1 protein-coding gene is annotated in these 237 nt (G+C 75.1%); it reads right to left on the bottom strand.

Translation table 11 applies throughout. The features are described from left to right. The coding region (locus ACPYOI_RS36990; protein ID WP_481424300.1) for a hypothetical protein at positions 1-237 on the bottom strand (237 nt) is incomplete at both ends.

Genomic DNA, 237 nt, shown 5'->3' on the forward strand with positions numbered 1-237 from the left:
GCCTGCACCACGCTGTCCTGCGCCGAGCGCAGCTCGCCGGTGTAGTGGGCGACCAGGCGTTCCAGTTCGGCACGGCTCTGCAGCCGGTGCTGGATCAGGCGACGGCGCTGCTGCAGGAACAGCCCCAGCAGGATCAGCGGCGCCCAGGCTCCCGCGGCCACGGCGGCGGCCAGGCGCGCGGTGGCGAGGCTGCCGGCGGGGTTGCGCAGCAGGTGCAGCGACCAGCCTTCCAGCGGC

The organism is Rhizobium sp. SVR5-2C (genome assembly GCF_056755115.1).